Annotated in this window: 19 protein-coding genes; 5 read left to right on the top strand and 14 right to left on the bottom strand. The window is 64.8% G+C overall.

Annotated elements, in window-relative coordinates; all coding sequences use genetic code 11:
• Positions 1-170: 170 nt before the first annotated feature.
• On the top strand, positions 171-2,774 hold the full coding sequence (locus tag POM99_RS04460) for a TonB-dependent receptor (RefSeq protein ID WP_277275601.1): 2,604 nt from the start codon (positions 171-173) through the stop codon (positions 2,772-2,774).
• Between the two features lie 247 nt (positions 2,775-3,021).
• Here the strand turns inward: POM99_RS04460 and POM99_RS04455 are convergent, their stop codons facing one another.
• The 5 genes from POM99_RS04455 to POM99_RS04435 all read right to left on the bottom strand — a co-directional run bounded on the left by POM99_RS04455 (position 3,022) and on the right by POM99_RS04435 (position 7,661).
• Entirely contained in the window at positions 3,022-4,200 is a 1,179-nt protein-coding gene (locus POM99_RS04455) for a glycosyltransferase (RefSeq protein WP_277275600.1), read from the bottom strand.
• A gap of 27 nt (positions 4,201-4,227) precedes the next feature.
• Positions 4,228-4,758: a DUF2141 domain-containing protein gene (locus POM99_RS04450; protein WP_277275599.1), complete on the bottom strand. Its 531-nt coding sequence runs from the start codon at positions 4,756-4,758 to the stop codon at positions 4,228-4,230.
• The gene (locus POM99_RS04445) at positions 4,755-5,693 is read right to left on the bottom strand and encodes a hypothetical protein (RefSeq protein WP_277275598.1); all 939 of its coding nucleotides are present in this window, start codon (positions 5,691-5,693) and stop codon (positions 4,755-4,757) included. The genes POM99_RS04450 and POM99_RS04445 overlap by 4 nt, the downstream gene beginning before the upstream one ends.
• 70 nt (positions 5,694-5,763) lie before the next feature.
• Positions 5,764-6,885, bottom strand: coding sequence for a glycosyltransferase (locus POM99_RS04440; RefSeq protein WP_277275597.1), 1,122 nt, complete (start codon positions 6,883-6,885; stop codon positions 5,764-5,766).
• Positions 6,886-6,887: 2 nt separating this feature from the next.
• Positions 6,888-7,661 (bottom strand): DUF2334 domain-containing protein, encoded by a 774-nt coding sequence (locus POM99_RS04435; protein ID WP_277275596.1) that lies wholly within the window; start codon positions 7,659-7,661, stop codon positions 6,888-6,890.
• Between the two features lie 199 nt (positions 7,662-7,860).
• On the opposite strand from POM99_RS04435, the gene POM99_RS04430 reads away from it, so the two are divergent.
• Positions 7,861-8,526 (top strand): RBBP9/YdeN family alpha/beta hydrolase, encoded by a 666-nt coding sequence (locus tag POM99_RS04430; protein WP_277275595.1) that lies wholly within the window; start codon positions 7,861-7,863, stop codon positions 8,524-8,526.
• Between the two features lie 17 nt (positions 8,527-8,543).
• Here the strand turns inward: POM99_RS04430 and glgX are convergent, their stop codons facing one another.
• The 8 genes from glgX to POM99_RS04390 form a co-directional block, all read right to left on the bottom strand.
• Complete coding sequence (glgX, locus tag POM99_RS04425) at positions 8,544-10,301, bottom strand: glycogen debranching protein GlgX (protein WP_277275594.1); 1,758 nt, start codon at positions 10,299-10,301, stop codon at positions 8,544-8,546.
• Entirely contained in the window at positions 10,298-11,929 is a 1,632-nt protein-coding gene (locus POM99_RS04420) for an alpha-D-glucose phosphate-specific phosphoglucomutase (RefSeq protein ID WP_277275593.1), read from the bottom strand. Before POM99_RS04420 ends, glgX begins: the two co-directional genes overlap by 4 nt.
• Positions 11,926-13,374: a glycogen synthase GlgA gene (gene glgA / locus POM99_RS04415; RefSeq protein ID WP_277275706.1), complete on the bottom strand. Its 1,449-nt coding sequence runs from the start codon at positions 13,372-13,374 to the stop codon at positions 11,926-11,928. Before glgA ends, POM99_RS04420 begins: the two co-directional genes overlap by 4 nt.
• Positions 13,371-14,633, bottom strand: a complete 1,263-nt coding sequence (gene glgC, locus POM99_RS04410; protein WP_277275592.1) for a glucose-1-phosphate adenylyltransferase — start codon at positions 14,631-14,633, stop codon at positions 13,371-13,373. Before glgC ends, glgA begins: the two co-directional genes overlap by 4 nt.
• A gap of 22 nt (positions 14,634-14,655) precedes the next feature.
• Complete coding sequence (gene glgB / locus POM99_RS04405) at positions 14,656-16,833, bottom strand: 1,4-alpha-glucan branching protein GlgB (RefSeq protein WP_277275591.1); 2,178 nt, start codon at positions 16,831-16,833, stop codon at positions 14,656-14,658.
• Between the two features lie 9 nt (positions 16,834-16,842).
• Complete coding sequence (locus tag POM99_RS04400) at positions 16,843-19,266, bottom strand: glycogen/starch/alpha-glucan phosphorylase (RefSeq protein ID WP_277275590.1); 2,424 nt, start codon at positions 19,264-19,266, stop codon at positions 16,843-16,845.
• Between the two features lie 316 nt (positions 19,267-19,582).
• On the bottom strand, positions 19,583-20,113 hold the full coding sequence (locus POM99_RS04395) for a cytochrome b (protein ID WP_277275589.1): 531 nt from the start codon (positions 20,111-20,113) through the stop codon (positions 19,583-19,585).
• A 20-nt stretch (positions 20,114-20,133) separates the two neighbouring features.
• Positions 20,134-22,113 carry a TonB-dependent receptor plug domain-containing protein gene (locus POM99_RS04390; protein WP_277275588.1) on the bottom strand — a complete coding sequence of 660 codons (1,980 nt, stop codon included), beginning with the start codon at positions 22,111-22,113 and terminating at the stop codon, positions 20,134-20,136.
• Between the two features lie 215 nt (positions 22,114-22,328).
• Between POM99_RS04390 and POM99_RS04385 the strand changes: the two genes are divergently transcribed.
• The 3 genes from POM99_RS04385 to POM99_RS04375 all read left to right on the top strand — a co-directional run bounded on the left by POM99_RS04385 (position 22,329) and on the right by POM99_RS04375 (position 25,309).
• A complete protein-coding gene (locus POM99_RS04385) occupies positions 22,329-22,532 on the top strand; it encodes a hypothetical protein (RefSeq protein ID WP_277275587.1) in 204 nt (67 codons plus the stop codon).
• A gap of 390 nt (positions 22,533-22,922) precedes the next feature.
• Positions 22,923-24,386 carry an ATP-binding protein gene (locus tag POM99_RS04380; RefSeq protein WP_277275586.1) on the top strand — a complete coding sequence of 488 codons (1,464 nt, stop codon included), beginning with the start codon at positions 22,923-22,925 and terminating at the stop codon, positions 24,384-24,386.
• 2 nt (positions 24,387-24,388) lie between these two features.
• On the top strand, positions 24,389-25,309 hold the full coding sequence (locus POM99_RS04375) for a response regulator transcription factor (RefSeq protein WP_277275585.1): 921 nt from the start codon (positions 24,389-24,391) through the stop codon (positions 25,307-25,309).
• A 31-nt stretch (positions 25,310-25,340) separates the two neighbouring features.
• Here the strand turns inward: POM99_RS04375 and POM99_RS04370 are convergent, their stop codons facing one another.
• Positions 25,341-25,859 carry a Rid family hydrolase gene (locus POM99_RS04370; protein WP_277275584.1) on the bottom strand — a complete coding sequence of 173 codons (519 nt, stop codon included), beginning with the start codon at positions 25,857-25,859 and terminating at the stop codon, positions 25,341-25,343.
• Positions 25,860-26,086: the final 227 nt, after the last annotated feature.

Genomic DNA, 26,086 nt, shown 5'->3' with positions numbered 1-26,086 from the left:
TCGTTCAGAAGGCAAATAAAGCTGGATTTAGCCAGATTTTGGTCAACCTACTGCAAACTTCCGCGAAGTCGACGTGGTTGTTAAAATGATTCCGTCACAAAAGTGTTTTTTTTCGAGCCTAGAGGCGCCTCGTCAGGGGACACAAACGTCCCTGCCAGATGAGGGAATTTATGCAGATCGATCTCCTTGTTCGTGCCAGCCTGCTGGCGAGCGTGGGCGCGGTTGCGCTCGCTGCCGCCCCGGCCTTTGCCGCCGAGCAGGATGCCCCCGCAGCAGCCGACGCGCCCGCCGCGGAAGGAACCGGCAACAGCGGCCTGACCGAAATCGTCGTGACCGCCACCAAGCGCGAAACCAACCTGCAGAAGACGCCGATCTCGATCTCGGTCATGGGTGCCGAAACGATCAAGGAGCGCAAGGTCCAGAGCCTGCTCGACCTTGCCGACGGCGGCGTTCCCTCGCTGCGCGTGGCCACGTTCGAAGCACGCCAGTCGGCGCTGACCATCGGCATCCGTGGCATCGTGCCGCTCGACGCCAACCAGCCGGCGCGTGAACAGGGTGTCGGCGTCTACATCGACGGCGTCTACCTCGGCCGCCAGCATGGCCTGAACACCGGCCTGTTCGACATCGAGCGCGTTGAAGTGCTCAAGGGGCCGCAGGGCACCCTCTTCGGGCGCAACACCGAAGGCGGCGCGCTCTCGCTCATCTCCAAGATGCCGACCGGTGAATTCGGCGGCAGCATTGACGGCGGCGTGGGCAACATCGGCTCGCGCAATGCCGCGATCCACCTGAACCTGCCCAAGTTCGCCGGCTTCTCGATCAAGCTTGACGGCGTTTACCAGCATCAGGACGCGATCACGAAGAACCCGCTCGCCGGCCAGGCCGGCTGGGGCTACTTCAATCGCAAGGGCTTCCGCGCCGCCGTGCGCTGGCAGCCGGTTGAAGGCGTGACCAACGATTTCTCCTATGACGTGGCGCGTGACGAGAATACGCCGTTCTACAGCCAGTTGCTCAACTACAATCCGAACAACTGCCTGAGCGGCGGCACCAACGCCGCACCGATCGCGATCCCCGCCGGCAGCACATGCGTCACCCCGGGCACCGCGTTCACCGGCACGCAGGGCACGATCAAGGCGCTCCCGCCGGGCGTCGTCATCAACGGCGACACCCTGATGCGCACGGCCGACATCGGCGTGCCGCAGCAAAACAGCGTCGACAAGACCCACGGCTTCACCAACGTGCTGAAGTGGAAGGTCTCGCCCGAACTGGAACTGCGCTCGATCACCGCCTGGCGCGGCGTCAACGTGGAACAGTATGACAACTCCGGCGGCTATCACCGCGTGCCGGTCGTCAACTATACCAGCGCCTGCGCCGGTGCGAACTGCGCGTTCAGCCGCTACAGCCTTGCCGACCTTCACCAGAACCAGTTCAGCCAGGAACTGCAGGCCGTCGGCACGATCGGTTCGGTCGATTACGTCGCGGGCCTCTACTACTTCAACGAGCATGTCAGCGACGACGCGGCGACCCCGAACTCGATGGGCATCACCTATGTGTCGCCCACCAGCGCGACCTTCGCCCCGATCCCGTTCTGCGCCGCCACCAATCCCTCCACGGCCGACGATTTCGTCGGGAATGCGGTCCGTGGCTGCAACATTGACCGAGCTTCGGAAGTGCGGTCAAAGAGCTACGCTGCCTATGGACAGCTGACCTGGAATGCATCCGAGCAGCTGCACATCACGGTGGGCGGTCGCTACACCCGTGACGAGAAGCAGGGCGCTCTCCTGGTCTCGCGCAACATCGACTATCGCAATCCGGCCAACGCCGCGATCCTGCAGAGGAACGGCTACACGCCGCTCGACAAGGTATGGACGCGCTTCAACCCGATGGCGACCGTTGCCTACGACTTCAACAACGACGTGCACGGCTACGTAAAGTATTCGACCGGCTACCGCGCCGGTGGCGCCAGCTCGCGTACCTCCGACTACCGCGCGTTCAATCCTGAAGACGTGAAGAACTACGAGGTCGGCCTGAAGGCGGACCTCTTCAACCGGCACGCCCGCATCAACATCGCGGCCTACATGATGGACCGCAAGGGCAGCCAGGTCGACTTGTCGACCATCCAGCCGACCGCGACGGGCAACTTCAACAACCTCGTCACCTTCAACGCCCCCGGCACCACCAAGATCCGCGGCGTCGAGGCGGACCTGACGGTCAAGCCGACCGAAGGCCTGAAGATCGATCTGTCCTATGCCTACACCTACACCGACATCCCCGCGGTGCCGGTGACGTACAGCGAGTTCACCTCTGCAGGCGTTGCGACCGGCAACAGCACCACGGTGCTGCAGAAGTTCTACATCGTGTACACCCCGCGCAATGCCGCGAGCGCCGCGATCGACTACGAGTTCCCCGAGATCTTCGGTGGCGCCCGTCCGAAGTTCCACATCGATGCGAACTATTCGCAGGCGACCCAGAGCTTCGACCAGTTCGCGACGAAGGCCGATGAAAGCTTCATCGTCAATGCGCGCCTCTCGCTGCTGGACATCGGTCTGGGTGGCGGCAGCAACAAGCTGAACGTGGGTCTGTGGAGCCGCAACCTGTTCAACAACCAGCTGGTCTATCGCCGCGACCCGTCGAACAGCCTGCCCTCCGTCCAGTCGACCCAGGCCTCCGGCGTGCCGAACGTGGTGGTGATCGGCAACAACAGCAACATCCTGGGTGACTACGGCAACTTCAACATGCCGCGCACCTTCGGCATCGACGCTTCGCTCAAGTTCTGATGTACTGCCCCGGTCGGCTCACCGGTCGGCCGGGACCATCGGGTTCCACCCTGAAACTGGCGGCGGCAGGAGCAATCCTGCTGCCGCTTTTTCGTCGCGGAGGGGCCAAGTTGACAAGGTTGACACGCTTGAGGGGTAGTATGTCAACTCCGCAGCCCAGTGTCCTGGGCAATATAAGTTATTGATATAATCAAATTAAATTAGAAAATCGGCCTTTTACCCGCGTGAATCGGCGAGACCGCCCTGATCAGGCGGCAAGCGGGCGGCGGCCTTCGGTGACGATGCGTTCGTAGCTGGCGAAGAGCTCGCGGAAGTGATCGTCCATCGTGCGCGGGGCAGGGATGTCGGCGCGGGGGCCGATGGTGCCGGCCTCGCGGCCAAAGCAGTATTCCACTACCGCTTCGGCACAGGCGGCGGGATTGGCGGATTCATAGATGATGCCATCGTTGGCGCGCGCCTGGTCGGCGGCGCCGCCTTCATCGGGCGCGATGAGCGGCAGGCCGCTGGCGGTCGCCTCGGCCGCGACCATGCAGAATGTCTCGGCCTCGCAACCGTGGATCAGCGCATCGGCGCTGGCCATCACGCGGGCGAGTTCGCCACGGTCGGTGATCGGCGCGAGGATGCGTACGTGCGGATTGCCGCCGATGCGCCGCTCGATCGACTTGCGATCACGCCCCTGGCCAGCCAGCACCAGCCCCACCGGCTTGCGATGACCAGCGGCGGTGACGGCATCGACCAGCATGGGCCAGCGCTTTTCCGGCGCGAAACGGCCGACGCCAAGCAGCAGCGTGGCTTCCTCTGGCAGCTCGCACATTTCCAGCAGGCCCTTGCGCAGCCGCGCGTCGCGCAGGGCAGGGCTGAACACGCCGGGGTCAACACCCATCGGGTTGGTGACCACGCGGGTCAGCCCGCCGGCGGTCAGCCGCGCGGTTAGCCCGGCGCTGGCACTGACGATCATGTCGTAGGATTCATCGAGCGCGCGCAGGTGGCGCCAGTAACGGTCGAACAGTCCGTCGATGGTGTCGCGCTTGGCAACCGGATCCAGCCAGCGATAGGCATAGGCGGACAGCGGATCGGCATGCATGATCAGCGCGCGCGGCGCCTTGCCCGGCCAGTCGGCAATGATGCTGGCGCTGCGCCAAGGGGACGAGGCCTCGACGAAATCGGGCTTCTCGATGTCGAGCGTGGCATAGAGCGCATCGACATCGGAGAAGTACCGGTAGTTGAAGTCGAGCGGGAAGAGCGTGGATTTCAGCCACACGATGCGGGCGTTGGGGCCGCGCTCTTCAACGCGGGTGCGCTCACCCGGCGCGATGACGACCACTTCGTGGCCCATCGCCGCGCCGGCCTTCAGCTTGCGATCGATATAGGTGCGCACGCCGCCACCCTTGGGCGCGTAGAAGGCGCAGACGTCTACCAGTTTCATCGACCCAGCAGCTCCTGCCGCGGTGCGTTACCGCGCCGCCTTGACCGGTCCCACGGACATCAGGCCGTTACGGTAATTCATCACGATCCGCAACGGCGTAAGACCCGCACCGGCGTTGACCGCCACGCCAGCGGCCTTGGGCTTGGACCAGCCGAGCTTGGGATTGTTCGAAAAGCCGATGCCGTCGTGCGTCCAGTTGAACTTGCGGTTGGAATCGGTGTCATGCAGCACGGTCACCGCATAGCGGCCGGGGCCGGGCAGGCGCAGGCAGAACCGCGCATCGCCGCTGGCCGGTGCGGCCGCCTCGGCGCGGCGAAAGGTCTTGCCGGCCATGATCAGCACGTTGTCGTCTGCCAGGAAGTCCTGGTCGTTGGCGGGGTACACTTCAACCTTGATCCGCCCGGTGCGGTTCTTGAGGCCGGTCACGTCGACCATGAACGCGGGGCCGGTCTCGTTTGCACGGCATTGCGCCTCGGCCTTGCCCAGATCGGGGGTCGAGGGAAGGTAGGCCGCCGTCAGGAAGGGGGCCGCGGCCCCCAGCAACAGCAGTCGTTTCATGCATTCTTCTCCTTCTGCGCCAGGTCGAGAATCATCAGCGAGATGAAGATCACGACGTGGGTTGCCACGATCAGCATGGAAATCATGGCGATCATGACTCCGGTCTGAACCTCCTTGCCCGCAAGCATGGTGGACAGGCCGGCGAAGGCGAGATCCTTGTTGGGAATGAGCGGCAGGCGCGACAGCAGCAGGCGCACCGTGGACAGCAACAGCCAGGAATCGATGGAGACTTCCGGCAGGATCAGGTGCCAGGCGAGCGCTGAAAGCCCGGTGTTGGCGAGCAGGCGCAGGCAGTGGACACCGAACACGAACCACAGGTCACGCCGTGGCAGGCTGAACAGTCCGTTGCGGAAGAACATGATAACGACCGACGTCAACAGGATGAAGACGATCGAGATCGCCAGCACGTTGACGCCGAGCTTCAGCGAAATGCCGAAGGGCAGTTCCATCACCTCGCCAAACTGCAGTTCCCTGATCACCGGCCAGGTGACGATGAGCATGACCACGGTCATGATATTGCCTGCCAGCGCCGACAGGATCGCCACGTCCTTCACCGCGCCGAAGGGGCTGCCTTCCATCTTCACATGGCGGCGGGCCCAGTCATAGAAATAGACTTCACCGACATAGCCAAGCAGCAGTTCGTTGCCGATCAGCTTCTTCAGCAGCGGGAAGATGCCCGAAGCGGGAATGCCCCACAGGCGGCGGAAAATCACCCAGTCCGAGAACGGTCCGGCCATGTAGCTGAAGAACAGCACGGTCCAGATCAGCGGCGAGGTGGGGATGATCGACCACACCAGCACCCAGTTCAGCTTGCGCAGTTCCAGCACCACCGCCACGAGGATGGCGACGGAAATCGCCGGGCCGATATAGGTGCTCCACTTGCGCAGTGCGCCGCCAGGCTCTGGGGCCGGTAAGGGGATAATCGTCTCGGTCATCAGGCTTCCACTATGCGGCACGGCGTTACCTTGACCGTTGTGCCGTGGCCACAGAAAATGCGGGCGCGGCTCACCTGCGGACGGACGCCCGCATCGCGGCCAGATAGTCGCGCGATGCTATCTCTACGGTGAACCGATTGGCATGCGCGCGGGCTGCCGCCGCATTGTAGGCGAACGTCGGGATATCCTCCATCGCGGTAGCCAGCGCGGCGGCGTCGCCAGTCGGCACGAGTATGCCGAAACGGCCATGGTCGAGCATATCGTCCATCGAAACGCTGCACCGCGTGCTCACCACCGGCAGTCCTGCGGCGAGTGCTTCCACGACGACGGCAGGCACGCCTTCATAATCGGAAGACAGCACCAGCGCGTCAGCCTGCGCCAGTTCCCCGTGCAGCGGGTTGATGTGGCCGGGCATGGTCACCCGGCCCGTGATCCCCAGCCGAGCGGCCAGGGCTTCGAGCGCCTTGCGCTGGCCACCTTCGCCGATGATCGCAAGCCGATCGTCCTTTCCGGCCATTCGGGCAAAGGCTTCGAGCAACAGCCCGAAGTTCTTCTGAGCGGCGAGCCGCCCGATCGCGAGATAGCGCCGTCCCTTGCGCGCGGCGCGCTCTGCCGTCGCCACATCACGAGCGGCGGCAAGAGTGGGAATGTCAGCAGCATCGAGCGAAGGATCGTCGACGATGGCGATGCGATCATCCGATACCGCCATCAGCACGCGCAGTTCGTCGCGCATGGGCGGGGCCATGCCCACCACGCGGTCAATATGCCGGCCCTGTATCCGCAACCAGCGATAGTAGAACCAGCGGGCCGGGGCAGGCAGGTCCGATCTGACCAGGTCATTGCTGATCTTGGCGACGATCGGCGGGCACTTGCGACCGAGAAGCAGCTTCATCGCCACCGAGACCACGGTGTAGGAATTGCCGGCGCAGAACAGCACGTCGGGCCTGTGCCGCAGGATCGCCCCAGGCAGGCGCAGGATCATCCACAGCGTTTCCCATGCAGCGGTGGGTATGCCGTGGCTGTCAAGCACATCGGGCTGAAGTCCGGGCCATTCGCGGCGCATCGCACCATCCAGCCGCCCCATGACCAGCCGCGAGTCTACACCCTGTGCCATCCACGCCGCATGAAGCCGCAGGGCGACCCGCTCCACCCCGCCAGGTTCGAAGCTGTGCAGGAAGGTGAGGATGCGCAAGGTCAGGCAGCGCCCGGCAGCAGCGCGGCATAGCGCGAAACGGCGTGGCTGGCGGCAAAGCGGGCAAGGGTGCGGTCAATGCTTTCGAGCAGCGCGGGCACGGTGGTGTCGCCGGGATGCACAGCCACGCGCACGGTTGGCATCGGGCCAAGTGCCGTGCGGGCGAGCGCGGAGAAGAACAGCGAAGAGCGGATGCGCGCCTTGCTGCGGCTGGCCCAGGTGATCACCGGCCCCCTGGCCAGCACCTCGCCAGTGGCGGGGCGCCAAACCTTCATGTGGTCCTCGGCCAGGTCGAAGCCCACGTCGGCCAGAGCCTTCAGCGCGCCTTCACCATAAAGCCAGGCCGGGGCGATGAAGCCGGCCAGCGGCCTTCCGAGAATGTCTTCCAGCATGGCCTTGCCCTCGGCCATGCGATCGCGCGCGGTTTGATAGGGCAGGTTCAGGAATTCACCTTCACCGGCGGTCATGTGCTTGCCCTTGAACCCGGCAAGGCCTTCGGTCGCGGGCGTTTCATCACGGTGGCACCAGCCATGCAGGAACATTTCGACCCCGGCATCGGCCCACCCCCGCAGGCGTGAATGGAACGCTGCGTTGCCAGCAATTGGAGCCTCGCGCCAGTGATCCGGGATCACCAGCATGGCGAACCGCGCATCGCCCACGCGGCGCGAAAGCGCCTCGGCAAGCTGGTCCACCTGCCGTTCGGAACGCGGCGAAACGTCATGGATCGACACGATCAGGCGCTTGGCGCGATGGGGCGGGGCTGCGTTTGCGGGCATGGCGTTTCCGGCCTTCGCGCCTGCGACAAGCCGCCGCCCGATGCAAGCGCAAACCGGCAAAGCAGGGCTTTGCTCGGGTCAACGAAAAGGCCTCTCGCCTTGGCGCATCGACATTGTCTATCGAACGAGTTGAGTTAATTTGAACCTGTCGGGACGTAATCCGAGTCGACCGGCCGCCCATCCATCAGGAGCATGAACCATGGCCACGCTTTCCGGCCGTTCGACGGCCGCCGACCCCCTGATCCTTACCGTTCCGGGCCTTGCCAACAGCGGCCCCGGCCATTGGCAGACGCGCTGGGAAGAAGCATTGCCCGATTGCCACCGCGTTGAACTGGGCCTGTGGGACGATCCCCACCGCAATACCTGGGTGAACAAGCTGAACCTGGCGATCCAGCGCGCAGACCGGCCGGTGATCCTGGCGGCCCATTCGCTCGGATGCCTGGCCGTGGCGTGGTGGGCGGAATATGAACAGCCGGCCCGGCCCGAAGCAGGTGGCAAGGTGATCGGGGCCCTGCTGGTCGCCCCGCCAGATGTGGAGGACAGGCCGCTCGACCGTCGCCTCACCCGCTTTGCGCCGGTGCCGCCCAGCGAATTGCCATTTCCTTCGATCCTCGTGGCCAGCCGCGACGACCCCTACATGCCGATCGGCAAGGCCCACCGGCTGGCGCGGCAATGGGGAGCCCGCTTCGCCGATGCTGGCGCGGTAGGCCACATCAACGCGCAATCCGACCTCGGCGACTGGGCTTTTGGACGGCTGCTGCTCAACCGTCTGCTGCCGCGTCCACTCAGCCTCGACGAGCGCGCTAAGTACAAACACGTAAACCGTCCGTTCATCGATCCGGCGCTACGCAGGCTGGGAGCCTGAGGCGCTGCCTTCAGGTTTCAGGGGTTCTCCAGAGGCCCCGCGTACAGGCCGGCGCGGTCGACGGCGAAGGCCGCCGGCCGCGACGGTTGGCTCTCCATCCATCTGAAACCGGTGGTTGCGGGGTTTTCCCAGCGCCACGCATCCATGGCTTTGCCATCCATTGCCTGCCACAGGCCGTCTTCCGGAAACTGCCGGTTCGCCGCGCCACGCTGCCTGCGCCAGCGTGACAGCATGGCCACGTGGTCTTCCAGCGCCATGTCGCGCGCGGTCCAGTCGATCCAGGTAATGGCGTTGTCCTGCGCATAGGCGTTGTTGTTGCCGCGCTGGCTGCGGCCGAATTCATCGCCTGCCGTCAGCATCACCGTGCCGGTGGAAGCGAACAGAGTGCCGAGCATGGCGCGGGCGAATGCGCTGCGGCGGGTGAGCACGGCGGGATCGTCGCTTGCTCCTTCGGCACCGTTGTTCCAGCTGAAGTTCTCACCGTGCCCGTCGCGGTTGCCTTCGCCATTGGCATGGTTGTGGCGGTGTTCGAAGGCGAGCGTGTCGGCCAGCGTGAACCCGTCATGCGCGGCGAGGAAATTGACCGAACGGCTGGGCCCCTTGCCGAACAGGTCGGCCGATCCCGCCATGCGCGTGGCCAAGGTGCCCACGCCGCAATCACCTCGCCAGAACCGGCGCACGTCGTCGCGATAGCGGTCGTTCCATTCCAGCCAGTTGGCCGGAAAGCGCCCAACCTGGTAGCCACCGGGGCCGATGTCCCACGGCTCGGCAATCAGCACGCGGTCGGCCAGCCATGGATCGGCGGCGATCTCGGCAAAGATCGGGGCCTGCGCATCGAAGCCGGGGCTGCGCGCCATCACCGTGGCGAGGTCGAAGCGGAAGCCGTCAATTCCGCAATGGCGCACGAAGTGGCGCAGTGCCTCCAACACCAGTTCCCGCACCGCCGCATTGCCGAAATCCAGCGTGTTGCCGCACCCGGTATCATTGATCAGCTGGCCATCGGGGGCCGCGGCATAGACTTCGTTGTCCAGCCCGCGAAAGGAAAGCACCGGCCCCAGTACATCGCTTTCGCCCGTGTGGTTGAACACCAGGTCAAGCAGCACGGCGATGCCCGCCGCGTGCAGCGCCGCCACCGCCTCGCGCAGTTCCGCCACCCCGCCCGGGCACAGCCGGTGATCAAGCGCCATGAGCGTTACAGGGTTGTAGCCCCAGGCGTTGCGCAGGCCGAGAGAAGGAAGGTGGCGTTCATCGATCCACGCGACAATCGGCATCAATTCAATGGCATCGACACCGATCTTGCGAAAGTGCGCCAGCATGGCGGGATGCGCCAGCGCTGCCACCGTGCCGCGCAGCGTCTCCGGGATTTCGGGGTGCAGCATCGTCAGCCCGCGCACGTTGACTTCGTAGATCAGGCCGCCGGGGGTAAACAGCGGAGCCCTTAAGGGTACCTCGGACAGTAGGCCGGGGGTGACGACCTTCGGGACAATGCCTGCTGTATCAATACCAAATGCGGACAAGCGGGGATCAAATGTGAAGGGTTGGTCCAGTTCCACCGCGCGCGGATCGACCAGCAGCTTTGCCGGATCGAACCATAGACCGCATTCGGGCGCCCATTCCCCTTCGGCGCGCAGGCCATAGCGGGCGCCGGGCGGTGGCATCTGCGCCAGCCAGTCATCACCATCGCGTGCCATGGGCAGGCGGATTTCGGTATCACCATCGAACAGGCACAACCACAGCGCCTGTGCGCGGGGGCTGCGGACGCGCAACTGCGTCACGTCACCACGTCGGGCGCCGTCCGCCCGGTGTGGCGCTCGATGCCGGCAATCGCCTCTGCCGCCACGATCAGGTCGGCCAGCGCGTGCGGTGTTTCCTGCTCCAGGTTGCCCGAAGCCATCTCGTAGCGCTCAAGGTAGACGCGCAGCGTCGCGCCTTCGGTGCCGGTGCCGGATAGGCGGAAGACGATGCGCGATCCGCCTTCGAACAGCACGCGCAGGCCCTGGTTGGCGCTGGTCGAACCATCCACGGGATCAAGGTAAGAGAAGCTGTCCGCCTCTGCCACGGTCAGGTGGCCGAACGCCTTGCCGGGCAGGTTGGGCAGGGCGGCCTTCAACTCGGCCATCAGCGCATCGGCCTTGTCTGTCGGCAGTGCTTCGTAGTCATGACGCGCGTAATAGTTGCGGCCATAGGTGTCCCAATGCTCACGGGCGAGATCATCCACGCTGATCTTGCGCACCGCCAGGATGTTGAGCCAAAGCAGCACCGCCCACAGCCCGTCCTTCTCGCGCACGTGGTCGCTGCCGGTGCCGGCGCTTTCCTCACCGCAGATTGTCGCCATGCCGGCGTCGAGCAGGTTGCCGAAGAACTTCCACCCCGTGGGCGTTTCGAAGCAGGGTATGCCGAGCGAGGCCGCCACCCGGTCCGCCGCCGCACTCGTCGGCATCGATCGCGCGATGCCTTTCAAGCCGCCGCGATAGCCGGGCGCAAGGTGCGCGTTCGCCGCCAGCATGGCCAGGCTGTCAGACGGGGTGACGAACCTTCCGCGCCCGACGATCAGGTTGCGGTCCCCGTCGCCGTCCGACGCCGCACCGAAATCGGGCGCATCGGGGCCGAACATCGTCTCGAACAGTTCGTGCGCGTGGACCATGTTGGGATCGGGGTGGTGCCCGCCGAAGTCCTCCAGCGGCACGCCGTTGCGCACCGTGCCCGCCGGAAATCCCAGCCGCTTTTCCAGAATCTCGTGCGCATAGGGCCCGGTCACGGCATGCATCGCGTCGAACGCCATGCGGAAGCCGCCTTTCACAGCGCTGCGGATTGTGCCGAAATCGAAAAGCGTCTCCATCAGGTCGGCATAGTCGGCCACCGGATCGATCACCGAAACCGTCATGTCGCCACAGCGGGTCGAGCCGCAGGCGTCGAGGTCAACATCCGCGCTTTCCACGGTCAACCAGCGGTCGATGGTCTGCGTTCGGAGATAGACCGCCTCGGTCACCGCCTCGGGCGCGGGGCCGCCATTGGCGGTGTTGTACTTGATGCCGAAGTCTTCGTCCGGCCCGCCGGGGTTGTGGCTGGCCGAAAGGATCAGGCCGCCGCTCGCGCCATATTTGCGGATCACGTGGCTGGCTGCCGGGGTGGAGAGTATGCCGCCGCGCCCCACCAGCACCTGGCCATAGCCATTGGCAGCCGCGATGCGGATCGCCGCCTGGATCACAGTGCGGTTGTGGTATCGCCCATCACCACCGATCACCAGCGTCGCGCCTGGTTGCGGCTTCACCACGTCGAAGACCGCCTGGACGAAGTTCTCGGCATAGTTGGGCTGCGCGAAGACCTTTACCTTCTTGCGCAGGCCGGATGTGCCCGGTTTCTGCCCGGCATAGGGGGGGGAGGGGACGGTGATCACGGTCATGCGGTCTCCTCTAGGCTGCGATAGAGGTCGGCATAGGCCTTGCCGCTGCGACCCCATGAAAAGTCGGTCTTCATCCCCGCGCGCTGGATCGCCTTCCATGTGTCTGGCTGGTGGAACAGCGCCACGGTGCGGCTGATCGCATCGGCCAGCGCGGCATAGTTGACCGCATTGCACTGCACGCCGGTGGCTGCACCCGCAGCAATGGCCGCCAGGTTGGCGTCCACCACCGTATCGGCAAGGCCCCCGGTGCGGCTCACCACCGGCACGCAGCCATAGGCGAGTCCATAGAGCTGGGTCAGCCCGCAAGGTTCGAAGCGGCTGGGCACGAGGATCGCATCACCGCCTGCCTGCATGCGATGCGACAGCGCCTCGTCATAGCCGATGCGCACGCCCACCTTGCCGGGGTGGCGCGCGGCGGCGGCATGAAACCCTGCCTCCAGCGCGGGATCGCCAGATCCCAGCAGCGCCAGCCGACCGCCGAGCCCGACCATGTGGTCGATCACCTCCAGCAGCACGTCCATACCCTTCTGCCAGGTCAGCCGGGTGATCACCACGAACAGCGGCCCGTCGCCCGCGTCCAGCCCGAACTCGGCGGCCAGCGCCTTGCGGTTCGCCGCGCGCTTGCCCAGTGAGCGCCATGAATAGCGCGCGGGGAGGGCGGGATCGCTCTCCGGGTTCCAGTCCGCCGGGTCGATCCCGTTGACGATGCCGTGGACGCGGTCACCCCGGCTGCGGATCAGGCCTTCCAGCCCCATGCCGAACTCGCGTTCGCGGATCTCGCGCGCATAGGTCGGGCTCACCGTGGTGATCGCGGTCGCCGCTTCCAGTCCCGCCTTCAGGAAGCCGACGCCGCCGTGATATTCCACCCCGTGCATCGACCAGGCTTCTGGCGGCAGGCCCAGCTGCGGAAACACATCTGCGCCGTAATGCCCCTGGAACGCCATGTTGTGGATGGTCATCACCGAAGGCACCGTGCGGACGGCCGGGCCGAAGCGCAGGTAGGCCGGCACCATCCCCGCCTGCCAGTCATGCGCGTGGGCTAGGTCGAACTGCAGGCCCTTCACCGCACCCGAAGCCACATCGGCGGCGGCACGGGCGAAGGCGGCAAAGCGCTGCCAATTGTCGCCCCAGTCCTTGCCGAAGCCATCCACGTAAGGCCCGCCATCGCGCGCAAACAGGCCCGGGCAATCAAGCACCAGCAGCGGCTGATCGCCGATCTTTGCTGCCAGCAGTCGCGCCGGGTCACCCAGCAGCGAAGGCCAGGCGTGGACCGCCTTGGCCTTGCCGATCGCCTTGAGGACCTGCGGGTATCCGGGGATCATCGTGGTCATCGCCACGCCATGCGGCGCGACGGCGGCGGGCAGGGCACCTGCCACGTCGGCCAGCCCGCCGGTCTTTACCAGCGGCACTGCCTCGGACGCGATGGAAAGGACCTTCAGCGTCATTTCAACCGTTCGATCATCGCCTTGGTGATCAGGCACACGCCGTTCTCCGTCCGGCGGAAACGCTGGGCGTCGAGCACCGGATCTTCGCCCACGATCAGGCCTTCCGGAATGCGCACCCCGGAATCGAGGATCACTTTGCTCAACCGCGCGCCGCGACCGATGTTGCAGTAAGGCAGGATCACGCCCTCGGTCACGCTGGACCACGATCCCATCTTCACGCCGGTGAACAGCAGCGATTTCTTCGCCACTGCGCCCGAAACGATGCAGTCCTGCGAGATCAGGGAGGAGATCGCCATGCCCCGGCGGCCATCCTCGTCATGCACGAACTTGGCCGGAGCGGCCACGACCTGGTCGGTCCAGATCGGCCAGTCGCGGTCATACATGTTGAGTTTGGGCACCGTGTCGGTCAGATCGAGGTTCGCCTCGAAATAGGCGTCGAGCGTGCCCACGTCGCGCCAGTATTCCTCGATCTCCTCGGCCGCACGAATGCAGCTGTCGGTGAAGCGGTGGGCCACTGCCTTGCCGTGCTTCACGATGTAGGGGATGATGTCCCCACCGAAATCACGCTTGGAATCCGGATCGGCGGCATCGCGGCGCAGCTGTTCGAACAGGAACTTCGTTTCGAACACATAGATGCCCATCGAAGCCAGCGAATGCGCCGGATCGCCGGGGATGGTTGGCGGATCAGACGGCTTTTCCACGAAGTCGGTGATCACGCTCTGGCCGTCTACCGCCATCACGCCGAACCCGGTGGCGTCCTTCTTCGGCACCACCAGGCAGCCCACGGTCACGTCAGCCCCCGAATTGACGTGCTGCTGCAGCATCAATTCATAGTCCATCTTGTAGATGTGGTCGCCCGCCAGGATGACCATGTACTTGGGCGCGTGGCCCTCGATGATGTCGATGTTCTGGTACACGGCATCGGCAGTGCCTTCGTACCACTGATGCTCCGAAACACGCTGCGATGCCGGCAGGATGTCGAAGCTTTCGTTGCGCTCCGGGCGCATGAAGTTCCACGCACGGTTCATGTGCCGGATCAGCGAATGCGCCTTGTACTGGGTGGCCACGCCGATGCGGCGGATGCCCGAATTGATCGCGTTTGAAAGCGCGAAGTCGATGATCCGGCTCATCCCGCCGAAATAGACCGCCGGCTTTGCACGGTTGTCGGTCAGCTCCTTCAACCGGCTGCCGCGTCCGCCTGCGAGCACATAGGCCATGGCGTCGCGCGCCAGCGGTTGACCCTGCGTCCTGTCCCTCATCGTCCTTCTCCGTCCCCCGGTCTCAATTGCCCACGTACTGGAACATCACTGTGGAAAGCGGTGGCAGCACCACGAAGGCCGCGCCATCGCGCGCCTCGACGCCGCCCATGTTGCCCTGGCCCGATCCGCCATAGATCGCCGCGTCGCTGTTCAGCACTTCGGTCCAGCGGCCATCGTGCGGCAGCGGCAGGCGATAGTGATCGTGCACCTGCGGCGTCATGTTGGATACGACCGCCACCGGCGCTTCGCCCGGCGCCATGCGCAGCCACGCAAATACGCTGGCCTGCGCGTCTTCAACCACCAGCCATTCGAATCCCTCGACCTCGCAATCGCGGGCGTGCAGCGCCTTGTGCGCCTTGTAGGCAGCGTTCAGGTCCCTGACCCATCGCTGCATCCCTGCATGCGGTTCGTATTGCAGCAGGTCCCAATCGAGCGAGCGCGCTTCGCTCCATTCGCGCCGCTGGGCGAACTCCTGCCCCATGAACAGCAGCTTCTTGCCCGGATAGCCCCACATCAGCCCGTAATAGGCGCGCAGGGAGGCAAACTTCTGCCAATCGTCCGCGCCGCTCATCTTGTTGAGCAGGCTGCCCTTGCCGTGAACCACTTCGTCATGGCTCAGCGGCAGCACGAAGTTCTCGGTAAAGGCGTACATCAGCCCGAAGGTGATCTCGTCGTGGTGATAGCGGCGATGGACGGCATCGCGCGCCATGTACTTCAGCGTATCGTGCATGAAGCCCATGTTCCACTTGAAGCCGAAGCCCAATCCACCTTCTTTGGGCCCCTTTTCGTGCGTGGGCATGGTCACGCCGGGCCAGGCGGTGCTTTCCTCGGCGATGGTCGCCACGCCGGGATGCTGGCCATAGACCGCGCGGTTCATCGCCTGCAGGAAATGCACCGCTTCCCAGTTCTCGCGCCCGCCCTCGGCATTGGGGATCCATTCGCCCGCGTTGCGCGAATAATCGCGATACAGCATCGAGGCGACGGCATCCACGCGCAGGCCGTCGATGTGGTATTTCTCCGCCCAGAACAGCGCGTTGTTGACGAGGAAGGCCTCCACCTCGCGGCGCCCGAAGTTGTAGATCGCGGTGTTCCAGTCCGGGTGGAAGCCCAGCCGCGGGTCCTCGTGCTCATACAACGCGGTGCCGTCGAAGCGGGCGAGGCCGTGCGCATCGGTGGGGAAGTGCGCCGGGACCCAGTCGATCAGCACCGACAGCCCGGCGCGATGCGCGCCATCGACGAAGCGCGCGAACCCGTCAGGCCCGCCGAACCGGGCCGATGGCGCATAGAGCCCGGTCGTCTGGTATCCCCATGACGGATCATAGGGATGCTCGCTCACCGGCATGAACTCGATATGGGTGAAGCCCATGTCGGCACAGTAGGGGATCAGCTGATCAGCGAGTTCGTCCCAGCTCAGGAACTCGCGGCCATCCGGCTTTCGCCACGATCCGGGGTGGACTTCATAGATCGCCATCGGTTCGCGCCGAGGGTCGGCTTTCGACCAATGCGCGCGGTGCGCATCGTCCGACCATTCATCGCCCTTGCCCGCTTGCGCCACGATCGACGCAGTCGCCGGGCGCAATTCGGAAAAAAACGCGTAAGGGTCGGCCTTCAGTGGCTGAACTGCGCCATCGGGGCCAACGATGCGGTACTTGTAGGCGCGCCCGGTGCCGATGTCGGGCACGAACAGTTCCCATACCCCGATGTCCGCGCGGCGGCGCATCGGGTGGCGGCGGTGGTCCCAATCGTTGAAATCACCAACCACGCTGACGAGCTGCGCATTGGGCGCCCACACCGCAAAGTGCACGCCGCTGGCACCTTCGTGATCGATCACATGCGCGCCCAGCTTGTCGAACAGGCGCAGGTGGGTCCCTTCGGCAATCAGGAAATCATCCATCGGCCCAAGGACCGGGCCGAAGCTGTAGGCATCGGTCACCCACCAGTGGTGCGGCCCATGCGCACAGCGATACTTCACCGGCTGGCGCGGCCCTTTCACCACGCCTTCAAACAGGCCGCGCGCATCCACCCGCTCCACCGGGCCCAGCAGGGTGCCATCAAGCGAGAACGCCTCCGCCGTCAGCGCGCCGGGCAGGATCGCCCGCGCAAACGGCCCCACCGGCCCGTCATGGATGCCAAGAAGTGCAAACGGGTCCGCGTGCGTCCCGCTCAGCAGGGCTTCGATGGCTTCTGCCGATGGCTTCATGTGTTGGCGTCAAACCCCCCAGATATCACGGGCATATTCGCCAATGGTGCGGTCGGATGAAAACCAGCCGACGTTCGCGATGTTCCGGATCGCGCTGGCGCGCCAGCCAGGCTGGTCTTCCCAGCGCCGATCCACTCCACGCTGCGCTGCGTGATAGGAATCGAAGTCCGCCGCCACCAGGAACCAGTCGCTGTCATAGATTCCGCCCATCAGGGCGGCGTAGCGGTTCGGGTCGTCGGGACTGAACACGCCGCTGGCGATGGCGTTGATCGCCTGCTGCAATTCCTTGCTGCCTTCGATCACCTTGCGCGGGTTGTATCCGGTGGTGCGCTGTTCCAGCACTTCGTCGGCGGTCAGGCCGAAGATCACGATGTTGTCGTCGCCCACCCGGTCCTTGATCTCGATGTTTGCGCCATCAAGCGTGCCGATGGTCAGCGCGCCGTTGAGGGCGAACTTCATGTTGCCGGTTCCGCTCGCCTCCATGCCGGCGGTGCTGATCTGTTCCGATAGATCGGCTGCCGGAATGATGCGCTCAGCCAGCGTCACGTTGTAGTTGGGCACGAACACGACTTTCAGCAGCCCGCCTACCGATGGATCGGAATTGACGCGCCGCGCGATGTCGTTGGCCAGTTTGATGATCAGCTTGGCGTTGTGATAGCTCGGCGCCGCCTTGCCGCCGAATATCTTCACGCGTGGCACCCAGTCGCGCTCCGGATGGCTGCGGATCTGGTCATACAGCGCGACCGTTTCGATCAGATTCAGCAACTGGCGCTTGTATTCGTGAATGCGCTTGATCTGCACGTCGAACAGCGCATCGGGATCAATCCGTACACCGGTCAGCTCTTTCAGGTGCCGCGCCAGCGCCACCTTGTTGGCGCGCTTCACCTCGGCGATGCGCTCGCCCAGCGCAGCGTCATCGGCCAGCGCATTCAGTTCGACCAGCTTTTCCGCATCGTCAAGGAACGCGGGCCCGATCGCGTCCTTCAGCACGCCGACAAGGCCGGGGTTGCACTGCTGCAACCAGCGGCGCGGGGTGACGCCGTTGGTCTTGTTGTTGATCTTGTGCGGATAGAGCGCGTGGAGATCGGAAAAGACCGTGGTCTTCATCAACTCGGTATGCAGCGCGGCCACGCCGTTCACCGAATGCGCGCCGCAGAAGGCCAGGTTGGCCATGCGCACGCGGCGCTCGCCGTGCTCATCGATCAGGCTGATCGCAGCGATGGCGCGGTCGTCCATCCCGGTCTTGCGCGCCTCGCGCAGCACGCGGCTGTTGATGGCGTAGACGATCTGCATGTGCCGGGGCAGCAGCCGCTCGAACAGGGGCAGCGGCCAGCTCTCTAGCGCTTCGGGCAGCAGGGTGTGGTTGGTGTAGGCCACGGTGCGCCGCGTCACGTCCCACGCCTCGTTGAACTCCAGTCCGTGCACGTCCACCAGCAGGCGCATGATCTCGGCCACGGCCACAGCCGGGTGCGTGTCGTTCAGCTGGATCGCCGCCTTGTCTGGCAGGGTGCGCACGTCGCAGTGATACTGCACGTGGCGGCGGATGATGTCCTGGATCGAGGCGGAGGTGAAGAAATACTCCTGCCGCAGCCGCAGCTCCTGCCCCGCGGGGGTGCTGTCCGCGGGATAGAGCACGCGCACCAGCGCATCTGCGCGCGCTTCTTCCACCAGTGCGCCCACGTGGTCGCCCGCGTTGAAAGCATCGAGCCGGATGGGATCGAGCGCCGCCGCGGTCCACAGCCGCAGCGTGTTCACCCGCTTGCCGCGCCAGCCGACCACCGGGGTATCGACTGCATAAGCCTCCACCTGCTCGGCCGGCACCCATTCCACGCCGTCGCCACGATCCACGACTTCGCCGCCGAAGCCGATGCGGTAGGCGCTTTCGCGACGGTCGAATTCCCAAGGATTGCCGTGGCTCAGCCAGGTTTCGGGCAGTTCAACCTGCCAGCCGTCATCGATGCGCTGGCGGAACATCCCGTTCTTGTAGCGGATGCCATAGCCGTATGCGGGGATGTCCAGGCTGGCGAGGCTTTCCATGAAACACGCCGCCAGCCGCCCGAGGCCGCCGTTGCCCAGCGCCGCATCGGGCTCCAGATCTTCCAGCGTGGTCAGGTCAAAGCCATGCGCGGCCAGCGCCTTCTCCATCTCGCGCGTCAGGCCCATGTTCGACAGCGCATCGCGCAGCAGGCGGCCGATCAGGAATTCCAGCGACAGGTAATAGACCCGCTTGCCGCCCTCATCATAGGTCTTGCGCGTGGATTCCATCCAGCGGTCGATCACTGCGTCGCGCAGCGCCAGAACCGTGGCGGTGAACCAGTCGTGCGGCTTGGCGGCGCGTTCGTCCTTGCCCACGCGGTGGCGCAGCACGTCGATGATGTGGGCGTCGATTTCTGCGGCGCGGGAGCCGGAGGTAAGGGCGGGGTCGAGGCTCATGGACGAAAGCTCCCTGTCATCGAAGGCACCCGGGCCACGGTCTGCAGCGCGTGGCCAAGGTTCCGGTGTATTGCGCCGGCCTTCCAGCTTGTCCGGGCCGTCATCTTTCCCAACATGTGTCGACGGCTCTCGTCCTGTTCTCCCGTCCAGAGTGCTAGGGCATGGGCCGCCGCTTCGACAAGCGGGCAATTTGCTGCAACGCAAAATAATCCCCGTCGCAGCGCAAGGCTGGGGCGGGGATCAGGCCTTTGGATCAAAGTCTTGTGCGATGTGCGCTGCAATGCGCACACCTTTGCAAATAAGTATGCGCAAGCGCTTAGAGCATGCGCCGCAGCGTGGGATCCTTCAGTGCGAAGTGGTGGTACAGCGCGGCCCCAACGTGCAGCACCACCAGTGCGGCAAAGGCATAGCCGAGTATCTCGTGCGTCTCGTGCGCGGCGCCCACGATCGGCATGTCTTTGGTCAGTGCCAGCTTTGGCCAGTCGAACAGGCCATAGAACGACAGGGGATACTTGCCGGCCGAGGTGAAGATCCATCCGGTGACCGGCAGGATCAGCATCAGCAGGTAGAACGTGCCATGCGTGGCGGCGGCGAACTTGCGGAACCCCGGATTGAAATCCACCGGATAGTCCGGAGTGGTCCAGCGCAGCCGCCAGCCAAAGCGGACCAGCGACAGCAAGAGGATCAGCAGGCCGGTCGCCTTGTGGACCGGCATCGATTCCCACATCTTTTCAAGCCCTTCGCCAAATATGCCGGTAAACAGGTTGAACAGGATCAGCACCCCGATCGACCAGTGCAGGGCACGGGCAACGGAATTGTAGCGGACATAGTCGGCAGTGGTGGCCATGATCGTGGCGGACCTTCTTTTCAGCGCAGGTTTACGCGAATGCCGGCCCACAGGGTGCGGGGCGTGCCAATATCCATAGTGCCGCCGGAATTGCGCGTCACCACTGTTTCATCGGTCAGGTTCTCCCCGCGCAATACGAGAATGAATGGCCCGGTCAGTGGCACCTGCGCGAAAGCGTCGAGCGTGGTCGCCGCAGGCAGGGCTGCCGTCTGCAGATCGTCCTCATACTGGAGTCCGATATGCCGCAGGGTCAACGCCAGCGCCCAGCGATCACTGGGGCGCCACGCCGCCGTGGCGCTGGCCGCCCACTTTGGCGTCTGCGAAGGTCGCAGCCCGTCATAACGCTGGCCCGGCGCCCGCACGCTGGCGTCGGTATAGCTGACCGATCCGGTTAGGTTCACCGTGCCAAGAGCAAGGCTGGCCGATCCTTCCACCCCCTTCGACTGCACCTTGTCCACGTTCTGCCGCTGGCGGGTGGTAGCGTCGATGGTAACATTGGCGATGGCATGGCGTACTTCGTTGTCAAACGCGGTGGCCGACAGCGTCAGCCCGGGCAGGGGGCGCCAGTCAAACCCGCCTTCGAAGCCCACCAGCCGCTCGTTGGTCAGCGCAGGGTTTGCCTGCGTGGTGATCGGGAACAGGGTGAAGCTGCGATAGAGCTCGTTGAGCGTCGGCTGGCGCAAGTTCGAATAGGCCGCAGCGCGCAGGTCCAGCCGAGTGGTCGCGTGCACGAGGGCACCCCCGCGGAAAGATCCCGCCCAGCCGGACAACGCAGGGTAGCGCAGATCGCTCGTCGCCACGCCGGCAAGGTTGGTTGCCTGGAACATGCCACGACGCTGGGACCAGCGGTCCGCCCGCGCGCCAGCGGTCAGAACCACCGGCCCGATCGTCCAGTCGTCCTCGGCATAGAAGCCAACAGTGCTGTTTACCCCACCCGCACGGCGGTGGCCCGAAATCACGCCAAAGCGATAGGTGTCCTCTATCGTGCGGCCTTCGGCGGATCGCCAGTCGACGCCCAGACGAAGCACATGCGCCGTGCCCACCGGCGGGCGCACTTCGATCTTGGCGCCCGCGCCGGTTGAAGGCGTGGCGCGCTGGTCCACTGTCGGCAGGAACGTTGTCGCGCTGATCACCGTGTTATGGAAATCGCGCGATTGCAGGTAAGCCAGCGCGTCGAACTGCCAGCGGCCCCGGCCAACCAGCCGCAGGCTGGCGTCCTGCCCGCTCATCCCGGTGTCTGCGCCCTTGAAACGCAGCGTGCGGTTGTCCTCGAATGCCGCCACGCGCGCCTGCAACTCGATGTCAGCCGTCAATGCCGCCACCCCGCGCAAACCCGCGCTCCACGAATCATAACGCGCCCGCACCGAAGCGGGGCCACGCTGTTCCGCCGGCGTTGTCCAGAAACCCTTGCCACGATCCCACCGCCCGGAAACGACGGCAAATCCCTGGCCCAGCTTTGGCGCCAGCGTGCCCGAAAGCTCAGTCTCGCCGCGGTCATCCACCAGTGCGCTGGCGTTAAGCAGGCCCAATTCATCCGCGTCGGCGCTGGTCAGCTCGATCGTGCCTGCCACTGCGCCAGACGAGAACGCGCCCGATCCGCCCCCGCGCGTCACCCGTGCCGAAGCCAGCCGTTCGGGCGCCAGCGCGGACAGCGGAATGTAGCCGAAAAACGGATCCGCCATCGGTACGCCATCGAGCAGCACCAAGGCGCGGCTGGTGGCGTTGCCGCCCAGCGATCGCAGCGTCACGCCCTGCGCCGAAGGGTTGGAGGCGCGGCTGTCGGACCGGCGGAACTGCTGGAACCCCGCCACGGCCGACAGTGCATCCTCGATACGGCCCGATGCCGCCACCTGCAGCCGGTCCCGGTCCACGATCTGCGTGCCATAGGCGGGCAGGGCAGGCGGTGCCTCCAGCCCCTTGCCGGTGACCACGATCTGCTGCGGGTCCGGATTGGGAGCGGCTTCGGCGGCCAACACCGGCAGCGGAAAAGAAGCTGCCATAAACAGGGCGGAAGCGAGTCGGCGCATGGATAACCTCGGGAAACGGTGTTTCGCCGGCGCCTTAGACGGCGCACCAGCCTGCGTCACCCACCCGTTGGGCCGAAACGCCACCTTATACGTCCATGCGATCACAGTGGCATATGGGGCAAATGGCGTATGTATCATGATGCGCTGCGGCATAATCTGGCATCACAACGCCAGATTCATGAGGGACCATGCGCGTTCAGAAACTTACCCAGCTCGAACCCGAACTCGTCGCCAAGATGCGCACGATGATCCCCTGTCAGAAGCCCGAAGTGATCCAGAGCCGGTTCGGCATCGGCCTGAATACCTGGGTCAAGCTGCGCGAAGGCAAGGCAATCCGCCATTCCGTGGCAGTTCGCCTGCTGCAGCGGCTGCAGCGTGACCAGATGATCTGATCGGTTCGCCGGCGTGCTGGCATCAACTGGGCACGCCGGACCTGCCGCATCGACCGAACTACTGCCGTGTGGGACTTGTATCCCGTTTCGATGCAGTGCAATATGGTTGCAGCACTAACTAACGCAGTGGCAACAAGGGTCGATCGTCGGGAAAATGTCCAGCCTGCAGGGTGGGGGCGCGGCCGTTTGGTTTGCAGGCCTCTGCGCATGGGGAAATGGATCCCCCGCCATTGAGATGGCGGTCATCGCATGAACGCGCCATCGTTCACGCGGCGTTTGCCGCGCCTCGGTCTCTTGGCCGTCGCCTGCATGGTCGCGGGCACCGTTGTTCTCGCTGTATATCCGCTTCCCGGGCTTCCGTTTCTCCCACATATCCTGATTACAGTTGTCGTGCTTGGTGTCCTCGCTCCTGGTCTATGGCGGCTGGCGCTTGCGGGTGAAGAGGCAACGAAGCCTGCGGGTCTGATCGCGTCACTGCGGCGCGAGCGCGATGCAGCCATCGCCGCCAGCGCAGCCAAGAGCCGTTACCTCGCCAACGTCAGCCACGAGATCCGCTCGCCGCTCAATGCCATCTATGGCTATGCCCAGCTGCTGGAGCGCGGCGCGGGCGTCGATCCGCAGGAAGCGGCGCGCGTGATCAAGCGCAGCGCCGAACACTTGACCGACCTTGTCGAAGGCCTGCTCGACATCTCGCTGATAGAGAACGGCGTCATGCGCATTGCGCAGGATACGGTGCGTCTGCAGCCTTTCATCGAACAGGTCGAACGCATGTTCCGGCCTTCGGCCGCATCGAAGGGCCTCAGCTTCCGCTGCGAGATCACAGGTCGCTTGCCGGACGCCGTCCGCACCGATCAGAAGCGCCTGCGCCAGATCCTCATCAACCTGCTGACCAATGCCATCAAGTATACCGATCGGGGCGAAGTGGTGCTCTCGGTACGCTATGCCGGCCAGGTTGCAGTGTTCGAAGTGCGCGATACCGGCCCCGGCATCGCGCCCGAACGTCAGGAATCCATCTTTGCACCGTTCGATCGTGGCGAGGAAACGGGCACCGGCGGTTTTGGCCTCGGTCTGCCGATCACCCGCGCGCTGGTGCAGATCCTTGGCGGAGAGATCGAACTGGTCAGTACGCCGGGTCAGGGCTCGTGCTTCCGTGTCCGCGTGATGCTCGGCCAGGTGGCTGGCGCGCGCGAGGCGTCGGCCGGGCCTGCCCGCGTCATCGGCTATGAAGGCCGCCGTCGCCACGTGTTGGTGATGGATGATGATCCGGCGCAGCTCTCCTTCGTACGCCGTGCGATGGAAGACCTTGGCTTCAGCGTTGCGACCGCGCCCGATGGCGCCACCGCGGTGGCGCTGTGCCACGCCGGTGAATTCGACCTGGCACTGCTCGATATCGCCATGCCGGGGCCATCTGGGTGGGAAACAGCCTCTCACCTGCGCGCCACGCATGGCAAGGACCTCGCCATCGTGATGCTCTCGGCCAATGCACACGAACGGCATGGGCCCGAGCACATCGATCCCCCCCATGACCTGTTTCTCGACAAGCCGGTGGAAGTCGATGCGCTGGTCGATGCCATCGGCAACCTGCTCGGTCTTGTCTGGCTGCGTGAAGGCAGGGCTGCGCTGGCGGTTGATACGTCTGATACACCCTCGGAGTATGCACTGCCCGAAGCCGCGCGCCGGCATGTGGCGGCTTTGCGACAGCTGCTGAAGATTGGTCACGTCCGCGGCATCGAAGCCGAAATCCGCGCCATCGAAAAGGCCGCGCCCGATGCGCGTGCGCTCGTCATCTCGCTTTACCAGTGCCTTGATCGTTTCGATCTTGCCGCGCTGGGCCGAATGGTTGAAGGGCTCTGACCATGGCCGCGCTGCCTCCCCATCGTGACACCGTGCTGGTTGTTGACGACCGGCCCGATGCGCTGCGCCTGATTACCGACACGCTTGAGGTTGTCGGCGTCACTGTCTTGGTCGCCACATCGGGCGATGCCGCGCTTGATCTGCTTGGCCACGTGGTGCCAGATCTGGTGCTGATGGATGCGGTCATGCCCGGAATCGGGGGGTTCGAGACCACGCGGCAGATCAAGGCCAATCCGGCAACCGCGCACGTACCAGTAATCTTCATGACCGGCCTGACCGATCCCGAACACGTGGTGCAGGGCTTTGCCGCCGGCGCGGTCGATTATGTGCGCAAGCCGGTCGACGTGGATGAACTGATCGCCCGCGTGCGGCTCCACATGGGGCAGGCGCGCGCGGTGCATGCCAGCGCCACCGGGCTCGACGCCACCGGGCGGATGATGATGGCGACCGACGCCTCCGGTCGCCTGCTGTGGTGCACGCCCATGGCCGAACTCGCCATCGCGGGATTTGCGCCCGGCTGGCGCAAGGGGGACAGCGGATTGCCCGCGCCGGTGCAGTCCGCGCTCGATCGCCTGTTGGCGCGGCGCGACGTGCAGGGCGCCAGTGTCCGCCTGGAACAGGATGACGGCTCGCTCGAACTTGGCGTGATCGCGCAATATCGGGAAAACGAGGTATTGATCCGCCTGAGCGCGATGAACCCCCGCGTCGATGCTGCCCGCCTGCAGGAACGCCTTGGCCTGACCGAGCGTGAAGCCGAAGTGCTGCTGTGGATCAGCTATGGCAAGTCAAACGCCGATATCAGCGAGGTGCTGACGATCAGCCCGCGCACCGTGCAGAAGCACCTCGAACGCATCTATGAAAAGCTGGGTGTGGAGACCCGCGCGGCAGCGGCAGCGATCGCCATCCGGTCTGCCGGGCAATAGCCGGAGGCGCGGTGGCCTCCGGCTGCTGTGATCACTTTTTCTTGGCGGCGATCGCCTCGATCTCGATCAGGAAGTAGGGACCGGCCAGCGCTGCCACCTGGAAGGTGGAACGTGCCACCGTATTGGGGTTTTCGGCAGTCTTGAAGAACTCCTTGAAGCCTGCGTTGGCCCCGGCAAAGTCCATGTGGCCCAGCTTCGGGTCAGCCGCCACGAACAGCGTCAGCTTGATGATGTCGCTCATTGCATAGCCGCGTCCGGCCAGGATTTCCTTGATCCGGTTCAGCGTGCTGATCGTCTGGGTCTTGGTGTCGCCCAGGTCCTCGATCGATTTCACGTCGGCAAAGGTCTTGGTCGGGTCGATGGGCGAGGCAAGCTGGCCTGACAGATAGAACAGGTCAGTCCCGGCCTTCACGTCCGCGCCGTCGAGGATCAGGGAATCGGGGTTCTTCTGCACCCGTGTGACCTGTGCCTGTGCGGGTACGCTCAGGGCCAGGGCGGCGGTTGCCGCTGCGATGGCAGGGAATGCCTTCAAGGGAAATGTGCGGCGCATCGTGGCTTGTCCTTCTTCTGCTTCAGGCCGTGCGAATATGCCGCGTTTCCACTCATCAGCATATGAAAACTGACAATACGACAGCCGTGGAAACGCGCCTTAGGCAGGCACCCTAGAACGCGTTCGCAAGTGCGAGATACGCCGAACGGCGTATGTCCAACCGGGCGTGTTTGGAGTGCAACGCTGCGATCGCAGTGCGGCATCCCTTTGCCGTCAGTCGATGGACC

It is taken from the genome of Novosphingobium cyanobacteriorum, from assembly GCF_029436685.1.
GTDB classification, from domain to species: domain Bacteria; phylum Pseudomonadota; class Alphaproteobacteria; order Sphingomonadales; family Sphingomonadaceae; genus Novosphingobium; species Novosphingobium cyanobacteriorum.
The sequence above is the reverse complement of the archived record's forward strand: the minus strand, read 5'-3'. Positions and strand labels throughout refer to the sequence as shown.

Excerpts from the sequence above, each read along its gene's own strand:
- POM99_RS04460 (WP_277275601.1), top strand. The coding sequence starts at position 171 with ATGCAGATCGATCTCCTTGTTCGTGCCAGCCTGCTGGCGAGCGTGGGC.
- POM99_RS04455 (WP_277275600.1), bottom strand. The coding sequence starts at position 4,200 with ATGAAACTGGTAGACGTCTGCGCCTTCTACGCGCCCAAGGGTGGCGGC.
- POM99_RS04450 (WP_277275599.1), bottom strand. The coding sequence starts at position 4,758 with ATGAAACGACTGCTGTTGCTGGGGGCCGCGGCCCCCTTCCTGACGGCG.
- POM99_RS04445 (WP_277275598.1), bottom strand. The coding sequence starts at position 5,693 with ATGACCGAGACGATTATCCCCTTACCGGCCCCAGAGCCTGGCGGCGCA.
- POM99_RS04435 (WP_277275596.1), bottom strand. The coding sequence starts at position 7,661 with ATGCCCGCAAACGCAGCCCCGCCCCATCGCGCCAAGCGCCTGATCGTG.
- POM99_RS04430 (WP_277275595.1), top strand. The coding sequence starts at position 7,861 with ATGGCCACGCTTTCCGGCCGTTCGACGGCCGCCGACCCCCTGATCCTT.
- POM99_RS04420 (WP_277275593.1), bottom strand. The coding sequence starts at position 11,929 with ATGACCGTGATCACCGTCCCCTCCCCCCCCTATGCCGGGCAGAAACCG.
- glgA (WP_277275706.1), bottom strand. The coding sequence starts at position 13,374 with ATGACGCTGAAGGTCCTTTCCATCGCGTCCGAGGCAGTGCCGCTGGTA.
- glgC (WP_277275592.1), bottom strand. The coding sequence starts at position 14,633 with ATGAGGGACAGGACGCAGGGTCAACCGCTGGCGCGCGACGCCATGGCC.
- glgB (WP_277275591.1), bottom strand. The coding sequence starts at position 16,833 with ATGAAGCCATCGGCAGAAGCCATCGAAGCCCTGCTGAGCGGGACGCAC.
- POM99_RS04400 (WP_277275590.1), bottom strand. The coding sequence starts at position 19,266 with ATGAGCCTCGACCCCGCCCTTACCTCCGGCTCCCGCGCCGCAGAAATC.
- POM99_RS04395 (WP_277275589.1), bottom strand. The coding sequence starts at position 20,113 with ATGGCCACCACTGCCGACTATGTCCGCTACAATTCCGTTGCCCGTGCC.
- POM99_RS04390 (WP_277275588.1), bottom strand. The coding sequence starts at position 22,113 with ATGGCAGCTTCTTTTCCGCTGCCGGTGTTGGCCGCCGAAGCCGCTCCC.
- POM99_RS04385 (WP_277275587.1), top strand. The coding sequence starts at position 22,329 with ATGCGCGTTCAGAAACTTACCCAGCTCGAACCCGAACTCGTCGCCAAG.
- POM99_RS04375 (WP_277275585.1), top strand. The coding sequence starts at position 24,389 with ATGGCCGCGCTGCCTCCCCATCGTGACACCGTGCTGGTTGTTGACGAC.
- POM99_RS04370 (WP_277275584.1), bottom strand. The coding sequence starts at position 25,859 with ATGCGCCGCACATTTCCCTTGAAGGCATTCCCTGCCATCGCAGCGGCA.